This is a genomic window from Achromobacter ruhlandii (assembly GCF_002082135.1).
Classification (GTDB): Bacteria; Pseudomonadota; Gammaproteobacteria; order Burkholderiales; family Burkholderiaceae_B; genus Achromobacter; species Achromobacter ruhlandii.
Genome location: NZ_CP017433.1, coordinates 2,034,743 through 2,041,405 on the forward strand (window position 1 = coordinate 2,034,743; position 6,663 = coordinate 2,041,405).

General features: G+C 69.0%; 8 protein-coding genes. 6 read left to right on the forward strand and 2 right to left on the reverse strand.

Annotated elements, in window-relative coordinates; all coding sequences use genetic code 11:
- From AruCF_RS09195 to AruCF_RS09210, 4 genes are all read left to right on the forward strand, one after another.
- Window positions 1-807: an alpha/beta fold hydrolase gene (locus AruCF_RS09195; RefSeq protein ID WP_236747405.1), complete on the forward strand. Its 807-nt coding sequence runs from the start codon at window positions 1-3 to the stop codon at window positions 805-807.
- Window positions 808-882: 75 nt separating this feature from the next.
- Window positions 883-2,028, forward strand: coding sequence for an aromatic ring-hydroxylating oxygenase subunit alpha (locus AruCF_RS09200; RefSeq protein ID WP_054417428.1), 1,146 nt, complete (start codon window positions 883-885; stop codon window positions 2,026-2,028).
- Window positions 2,029-2,041: 13 nt separating this feature from the next.
- A complete protein-coding gene (locus AruCF_RS09205; protein ID WP_063570276.1) occupies window positions 2,042-2,653 on the forward strand; it encodes a LysE family translocator in 612 nt (203 codons plus the stop codon).
- Between the two features lie 8 nt (window positions 2,654-2,661).
- Window positions 2,662-3,558, forward strand: coding sequence for an alpha/beta fold hydrolase (locus AruCF_RS09210; RefSeq protein WP_063570277.1), 897 nt, complete (start codon window positions 2,662-2,664; stop codon window positions 3,556-3,558).
- Window positions 3,559-3,619: 61 nt separating this feature from the next.
- Here the strand turns inward: AruCF_RS09210 and AruCF_RS09215 are convergent, their stop codons facing one another.
- Window positions 3,620-4,435, reverse strand: a complete 816-nt coding sequence (locus AruCF_RS09215) for a sulfite exporter TauE/SafE family protein (protein WP_063570278.1) — start codon at window positions 4,433-4,435, stop codon at window positions 3,620-3,622.
- A 103-nt stretch (window positions 4,436-4,538) separates the two neighbouring features.
- Between AruCF_RS09215 and AruCF_RS09220 the strand changes: the two genes are divergently transcribed.
- The gene (locus AruCF_RS09220; protein ID WP_054417441.1) at window positions 4,539-5,309 is read left to right on the forward strand and encodes an AraC family transcriptional regulator; all 771 of its coding nucleotides are present in this window, start codon (window positions 4,539-4,541) and stop codon (window positions 5,307-5,309) included.
- A gap of 54 nt (window positions 5,310-5,363) precedes the next feature.
- On the opposite strand, the gene trhA is transcribed toward AruCF_RS09220, so the two are convergent.
- Window positions 5,364-6,017, reverse strand: a complete 654-nt coding sequence (gene trhA / locus AruCF_RS09225; protein ID WP_054417432.1) for a PAQR family membrane homeostasis protein TrhA — start codon at window positions 6,015-6,017, stop codon at window positions 5,364-5,366.
- 266 nt (window positions 6,018-6,283) lie between these two features.
- Between trhA and AruCF_RS09230 the strand changes: the two genes are divergently transcribed.
- A complete protein-coding gene (locus AruCF_RS09230) occupies window positions 6,284-6,466 on the forward strand; it encodes a hypothetical protein (RefSeq protein ID WP_054417433.1) in 183 nt (60 codons plus the stop codon).
- The last annotated feature ends 197 nt before the right edge of the window (window positions 6,467-6,663 follow it).

Sequence of the window (6,663 nt, forward strand, 5' to 3'; positions counted from 1 at the left end):
ATGGCGGACACCGCGCAAGATCCGGCCTTCGCCGCCATCCTCGACAAGTACTTCGCCATCACGCGGGTGCCGTATGACGCCTTCACCCGGGCGTTCCTGGGGCGCTGCCAGTCGTTCTCGGTGAAGGCCAACGGCGCCGTCTACAAGTACTACCGGCGCGGCGCCGGCCCCACCGTGGTGCTGGCGCACGGTATCCACAGCCACCTGGGCAGCATGGTGCCGATTGCCGAGCAGTTGCTGGAGCTGGGCTACGAGGTGGTGCTGTTCGACATGCCGGCGCATGGCGAGGCGGCCGGCAGCGGCACCGACCCGGTGCAGGTGCGCGACTTCATCCGCAAGGTCTGCGCCCGGCTGGGCGAGGTCCACGCGGTGGTGAGCCATTCGCTGGGCGGACTGTGGGCGCTGTCGGCCATGCACCAGGGGTTTCGTGCCGATGCCTTCGTCTCGATCTCGACGCCGTCCACCACGCGCTTTCTGGTGGAGAAGTTCGTCCAGCTCAACCAGCTGGACGGCGAGGTCGAGACCCGGCTCTGCGCCGAGCTGGAGCGCCGTTACGGCGCCACGCTGTGGACCGACTACGCGCCCCGTCACATCGTCGGCGCGCTGGATGTGCCGGGACTGGTGATCCACGGCGCCAACGACGACTTCGTGCCGCCGGCGCATGCGCAGGAACTGTATGACGCGTGGCCCGGCGCCACGCTGGAGATCGTCGATGGCGCGGGCCACTTCGAGATCCTGGGCCTGGCCGGCGTGGGCAAGCGGGTCGGCGCCTATCTGCGGGAGGTGCCGGTGGCCGCCGCGGCATGACCGGTCCGCCCCGGCGCCGGCGGGGCCGGGGCGTTTTTTTCCATAACACGCTTTTGACAGGACTCGGGATCTCAGATGAAACACGCGACGCAAGTAGAAACCCTGCGGAAAATGTTCAAGCTGCGCGAAGTGGACCGCGACGAGGACATGCTGGGCCGGGTGGTGCAAGTGCCGGCCAGCGTCTATATGGACAACGCCGTGCTGGAGCGCGAACTGGACACGGCCTTTCGCGACTATCCCTTGGTGGTGGGCGCCTCGACCCAGGTGCGCGCGCCGGGCTCGTACCTGCTCAGCCCGTGGGACCGGCTGCCGTTCGTGGTGGTGCGCGACAAGGGCGGCGAACTGCGCGCCTTCCTGAACGTGTGCCGCCATCGCGGGGCGCGCCTGGTGTCGGGCAACGAACAGGAACTGAAGTTCTTCACCTGTCCCTTCCATGGCTGGGTCTACGGCCTGGACGGCGAATTGAAGGGCGTGACCAAGCCCCATAACTTCCCCGACCTGGATTGCGCCAAGCACAAGCTGGTGGAACTGACGGTGACCGAGCGCTCGGGGCTGGTCTGGCTGCATCCCGTGCCGGGCGCCAGCATCGACCTGGACGCCAGCCTGGGCGCCGACATGAGCGACGAGATCGCCGGCTTCAAGCTCGACGATCTCTCCCTGCACAGCCGCAAGGTCAGCACCCTGAACGCCAACTGGAAGCTGCTGCTCAAGACCTACCTGGAGCGCTACCACGTGCCGATCCTGCACAAGCACACCATCGGCCCGGTGTTCGAGAAAGGGGTGATCGCGCACTTCGAACATGGTCTGCACATCCGCATCGCCGCGGCCAAGACCAATCTGATGGACGCGGCCGCCGCCGATCCGCAATCCTGGCGCATCCTGGACTACGCATCGGTGTTCTACACTCTCTTCCCCAATACGTTCCTGATCAACCACGCCAACATCGTGTCGCTCAATTCCTTCTATCCGATCGCGCCCGACAAGACCATCTGGACCCACGACATGCTGTACCGCGAGGCCGATTATGCGGGCGAGGAAGGACAGGCGACGCTGGCCCAGCGTTTCGGCAACATCGACGCGGTGTTCCATCGCGAGGACTTCGGCATCGTCGAAGGCGTGCAGGCCGGCCTGCGCTGTGGCGCCAACCCACAGCACACGCTGGGGCTCGAAGAGGGGCTGCTGGGCATGTTCCAGCACAACATCGATCGCGTGACCGCCTGAAGGGGAACCCGATATGACCGGCATCGATTGGGTCTTCCTCCTCGGCACCGCCGCCATCCTGCTGACACCGGGCCCCACCAACACCTTGCTGGCCGCGGCGGGGCTGGCGCGCGGCTTCCGGCGGGCCGCGCCCCTGGTGGGCTTTGAACTGGCGGGCTACCTGACCGGCATCACGACGTGGGGACTGTTCCTGGTGTCGGCCCAGGCCGTCTACCCCTGGATCGGCATCGTGGTGAGGATCGCCAGCAGTGTCTACCTGGCCTATGTCGCGGTCAGGATCTGGTGCGCGGCGGGCGAGGACGTGGCCAATCGCAAGGAGCCGATCGGGCCCTACGCGCTGTTCGTCGCGACCCTGCTCAACCCCAAAGGGCTGGTGTTCGCCTCGACCCTGTTCCCGGCGCACGCGTTCGAGCATCTGCCGGGCTACCTGGCGGCGATGGGGCAGTTCATCGGCCTGCTGGTGCCGATCGCGTTCGTCTGGATCAAGTTCGGCGCCGTGCTCGCCGGGCAGCGCATCGGCTTCATCAATCCCGAAAGATTGCAGCGCACCGCCGCGCTGGTAATCGGGGTATTCTCTGTATCGATTGTTGGGTCCGCCGTTCGCTTGTCTCTGCTTCCAGGATAAAACGACGTATGACGACTGAAAACAAGCTCTCCGCCGTTGCCGCCGCCGATACGGGCGCCGCGCGCAAGCCTCGCAAGAAAACCTTCCTCGCCAGCGCCATCGGCGCCGTGTTCGGCTTTGCCGGCACCGTGGCGCCGGGCGCCACCGCCAAGGTGGTGCAGAAGCTGCTGTTCACGCCGACGCGCCTCAAGCCCTCGGAACCCGGGCGCAGCGTGCTGGCCCAGGCGCGCGCCGAGCCGCACGAGATCGACGGCCAGACGGTCTACTACTACGTCTGGGGCGACAGCGGCCCGCGCGTGCTGCTGGTGCATGGCTGGGGCGGCGACGCCGCGCAGATGACGGCCTATGTCGAACCGCTGCGCCAGCGCGGCTATCAGGTCGTCGCCATCGACATGCCGGCCCACGGCCGTTCCACCGGCAAGCAGGCGTCGGTGCGCCATTTCGAGCCCTGCGTGGCCCACGCCGCGCAAGTTTACGGGCCGTTCCACGGCGTGATCGCGCATTCGCTGGGCGCGGCCGCCGTCACCTTCGCCCTGTCGCGCGGCTTCCCGGTCGAGCGCGCGGTGTTCCTGGGGCCGGTCAGCCGCTACGACAGCGTCTGGGAATACTCGCGGCGCATGATGAACCTGCCGCCCAAGGTCATGCCGCTGGTGCTCAAGCGCGCCCAGGACTGGCTCGGCATCACCTTTCCCGAGATGGAGCCGGCGCGGCTGGCGCCGGCCATGACGACGCCGCTGCTGATCGTCCACGATCGCGCCGACCGCGAAAGCCCCTTCGAGGACGCGGCGGTGCTGGCGCAGGCCTGGCCGGGCGCCGAATTGGTGGCCACCGAGAAAATGGGGCACACCCGCGCGCTGCGCGACCCGGCCCTGGTGGCGCAGGTGACGGCGTTCGTCGCGCCATAGCGCGGTCTTGCGGCCGCCGGCCGCCCGGCAGAGCGGGGCGGGCGCGGGCTGGCGGCGCCCGTCAGGCCAGCACCATGCTCAACAGCACCAGCGCCAGCAGCGCGACATAGACGCGCGCGTGCAGCCGGTCGGGGATGCGCGGGATCAGCGGCGCCGCCAGGCGGATCCCCGCCAGCGAACCCAGCGCCAGCGCCGCGAACGCCAGCAGGTCGACATAACCGATGATCCACGGCGCCAGCGGCGCCGGCAACGCGCGCGCCGCCGCCATGTAGGCCAGCGTGCCGACGATGGCCACCGGCAGCGTCAGCGGATTGGCCATGGCCGCGGCCTTGGCCATGGGCAGGCCGCGGCGGCGCAGCAGCGGCACCGTCATCACGCTGCCGCCCACGCCCAGGAAAGTGGCGATCACGCCGATCACCACGCCGCCGCCGACCGTCACGCCCTGGCCCAGCGGCCGCGCCGCCTGCGCCTCGTGGCGCGCCAGGAAGCCCTGTCGCAGCAGGCAATCGACAATGGTCACGGCCAGGTAGGCGATGAAGGCATAGCGCACCAGGTCGCCGCTGGCGCGGGTGGCGGCCCAGGCCCCCAGCAGGGCGCCCGCGCCGATGAAGGCGGCCAGCGGCCACACATAGGCCCGCACGATGTTGCCGGCGCGCTGATGCCGGCGGGTCGCGGCCACCGAGTTGACGATCATCACGCAGGTCGAGGTCGCCACCGCGATGTGCATCGCGGCCTGGCCGATGGCGTCCTGCCCGCCGTGGGTGGCGGTCAACACGCCATACAGCACCGGCACCACCACGAAGCCGCCGCCAAAGCCGAACAGCACCGTGGTCACGCCGCTCAGGGCGCCAAACAGCGCCAGGGTCACATACAGCATCTTGAAACCATCCTATCGAGGCAAAACGCCACGATAGGGCGGCCGGCGGTGGCTTGCTTTCGAGGATTGGTCAATAATGTTCGCGTTCCGGCCAAATCCCGCCATGCGCAACACCCACATCGACCTGCACGACCGCCTGGACCGCGCGGTGGTCGCCATCGGCAACGACTATCCGCCCGGCCACCTTCTGCCCGCGCACACGCACCGCCGCGCCCAGCTGCTGTACGGCGCCACCGGCGTCATGCACGTGGTCACGCGCGACGGCAACTGGGTGGTGCCGCCGCAACGCGCCGTCTGGATTCCAGCGGGCCTGTCGCACCAGGTGCGGATGCAGGACGTCAGCACGCGCAGCGCCTACATCGAGCCGGGCGCCGCGCGCCCCGCCAGCATTGCCTGCGAAGTGGTCGAGGTCTCGCCGCTGCTGCGCCAGCTGCTGCTGGCCGCGGTCGACATGCCGGCGCGCTACGACCGCGCTGGCCGCGATGGCGCCCTGGCGGCGCTGTTGCTGCACGAGGTGACGCGCGCGCCGGTGCTGCCGCTGCACATACCGCTGCCGCGCGACAAGCGCCTGGCGCCGCTATGCCGCGCCTTCATCGCCGCGCCCGACGCGCGCCAGTCGCCCGAGGCCTGGGCCGCGCGCCTGCACATGAGCCCGCGCACCTTCAGCCGCTACTTCCGCCAGCAGACCGGCATGGCGTTCTCCGCCTGGCGCCAGCGCGCCTGCGTGGTGCTGGCGCTGGCGCGGCTGGCGGCCGGCGCGCCAGTGACGGCCATCGCGCTGGACTTCGGCTACCAGAGCCCGGCGGCATTCTCGACCATGTTCAGGCGCGTGCTGGGCCGTCCGCCCACGGGCTATCTGCAACCGTCGGCGTGAAGGCGGACGCGCGGCGGCGCGCCCGTGGCGCGGCGAATGCGGCGTGAGCGCAGGTCAGGCGGGACCCGCGCCGTACCACAGCACGGCAAAGAAATGGCAGACGGTGCCGCCGAGCACGAACAAATGCCAGATGAAATGGCTATAGCGCCAGCGGTTGTCGAACACGAAGAACACCACGCCGCCGGTGTAGGCGAGTCCGCCCGCCACCAGCCACCACAACCCGCCCTCGGGCACCCGCTCCAGCAGCGGCTTGACGGCGATGATGACCAGCCAGCCCATCGCCAGGTACAGCCCGGTGGAGATCGCCGGCCGGTTCAGCCGCTTGCTGGCCTTCAGCCCCACGCCCAGCAACGCCAGCCCCCACACCAGCCCGAACAGCGTCCAGCCCCAGGGGCCGCGCAGCGCGCCCAGCGCGAACGGCGTATAGGTGCCGGCGATCAGCAGGTAGATGGCCGAATGGTCGAGCACGTTGAACAGGCGCTTGGCGCGGTTCTCGGGCAGCGCGTGGTAGATGGTCGAGGCCAGATACAACAGGCACATGCTGGCCGCGAACACCGCCGCGCCGGCAATGAAGGCGGCGTCGCCCTGGCGCGCGGCGGCGACGATCAGGATGGGGGCGGCGGCCAGCGCGCCGGCGGCGCCGAGACCGTGGCTGATGGTGTTGGCGATTTCCTCGCCCAGGGTCTGACGGCGGTCGTTGGGGAACATGGATTGCTGCGGAAGGGAAATTGAAATCAAGGGTTTCTACCATAAGGGTTTTGCGCCACCGCCTCAAGCCGGGAGGGAACGCGGGGCGGGGCCGCTTGATCTGGGGCAAACCGGAGGGCCGAGTGAGGGCCCGAAAAGCGGGGGCGGCAAGTTACTGTGTGATACATTTCACTCGCTCAATCAGCTGCCCGCAGAGGCGGCGCGACGCGTTATCGAAGGGCAACGCATCCGGCGGGCCCGCACAGACTCTCAAGGGGAGCGCTTCTATGATTCCGGCAATCGGCCTGATGGTTGGGGCATACATCGTCACGCGCATGACGGCGACACTGACGCGGCCAGGGACCAGCAAGGTTGTCAAAGTGCTTTCCATCATCACGATCGCGATCGCCCTGGTATCCTGCCTGGACTTGCTGACCAGCAGCGCCGCGATTCCCACCGGCCGGTTCTGATCCGGAGCGCGCCCGGTATCCGGGCGCGGAGCGTTCACAGGCCCGACCCATGGCGCGCAGTTTCACCCGTCTGTTTTTCAACGCCGCGAAAAAAGCTGGGCAAGCTCCAGCGCGCGGCCTTGCGCAATGGCCGCGCCCAAGCGCGTCCGCCAGCGCGCCGCGCCGGCGCGCCAGGCCGCCGCTCGCGGCGGCGCCGT